The sequence below is a fragment of the Larkinella terrae genome, assembly GCF_009668025.1.
Taxonomy (GTDB): domain Bacteria; phylum Bacteroidota; class Bacteroidia; order Cytophagales; family Spirosomataceae; genus Larkinella; species Larkinella terrae.
Genome location: NZ_WJXZ01000017.1, coordinates 1 through 1,324, shown reverse-complemented (window position 1 = coordinate 1,324; position 1,324 = coordinate 1). Strand labels below are relative to the sequence as shown.

Here is a 1,324-nt window from a genome sequence, read left to right as displayed (position 1 = left end):
CTGAAACGGAGATTCAATCATGAATAGCCGGGCGAAACTAAGTGCCGCCGTTCTGGGGCTGGTATGAATCGCCACGGATAATTTAGACACTTCCGAGCCGTTGATAATACTGGTTTTCATATTCTGTCGGTGACATCTGATCGCTAGAACCATGCCGACGTTTACTGTTATAAAACATTTCGATGTAATCAAAAATATCGCTGCGGGCTTCTTCCCGCGTTCCGTAGATCTTTTTCTTTATCCGTTCGCGTTTCAACAACTGGAAAAAGCTTTCTGCAACCGCATTATCATGGCAGTTACCGCGACGGCTCATGCTGCCCTCCAGGCCGTGTGATTTCAGGAACGACTGCCATTCATGGCTTGTGTACTGACTGCCCTGATCCGAATGAACCAGCACCTGTTTTTGGGGGTTACGCCGCCATACAGCCATCAGCAGTGCGTTCAGGACAATGTCTTTTGTCATCCGGGATTGCATGGACCAGCCGATAATTTTGCGTGAGAACAGATCAACAACCACGGCAAGATACAGCCAGCCTTCGTGGGTCCTGATGTAGGTTATGTCCGTTACCCAACGTTCATCCGGAGCATCCGGATTGAACTGTCGCTGAAGCCTGTTGGGCGACACGATACTGGCCTCGCCTTTACGAGCCCGCGGGCTCCGGTATCCGACCTGAGCCTTTATGCCGACACGTTTCATCAGTCGCCAGACTCTGTTCACTCCGCACTGTTGCCCGCTGTCCCGCAGATCCAGATGGATTTTGCGATAACCATAGACGCATCCCGATTCCAGCCAGAACTGTTTAATCTGTCCTGTCAGTCTCAGGTCTGCCTGATGGCGTTGTGAATGCGGCTGCTGAAGCCAGGCGTAAAAACCACTGGGATGAACATCCAGCACCCGACAGAGCAGGCGAACAGGCCAGCAACAGGTGTTGTCACGGATAAAGGCGTACCTCAGTCGGACAGCTTTGCGAAGTACGCCGCGGCTTTTTTTAATATGTCCCGTTCGTCGGTAACCCGCTTCAGCTCTTTCTGGAGACGGCGGATCTCGGCCTGAGCATCTGACTGTTCTTTATTAGCGGAAGAATCCGGACCGTACTTCTTTATCCAGGAGTAAAGGCTGTGTGTGGTGATATCGAGACGTGTTGCAACGCTGGCAACAGAATAACCGCGATCAACAACCTGTTTGACTGCTTCAATTTTAAACTCTTCGGGATAACGCTTACCGCTCATGGGCACCTCTCTTTAAGTCATCTTAAATGACTCTGAGGTGTCTGTTAAACCTGTGGCGATTCAGAAAATGTCAGATCTGAACCCATCAGCAGCA

Annotated in this window: 1 protein-coding gene; it reads right to left on the bottom strand. The window is 50.8% G+C overall.

Going from position 1 to position 1,324, the window contains the following annotated elements; genetic code table 11:
- Positions 1-82: 82 nt before the first annotated feature.
- Positions 83-1,230 (bottom strand): IS3 family transposase gene (locus GJJ30_RS30750; protein WP_154179078.1). Its coding sequence is split into 2 segments (ribosomal slippage): positions 83-993 and positions 993-1,230, totalling 1,149 coding nucleotides; the frame shifts between segments, so codons are not numbered across the junction.
- Between the last annotated feature and the right edge of the window lie 94 nt (positions 1,231-1,324).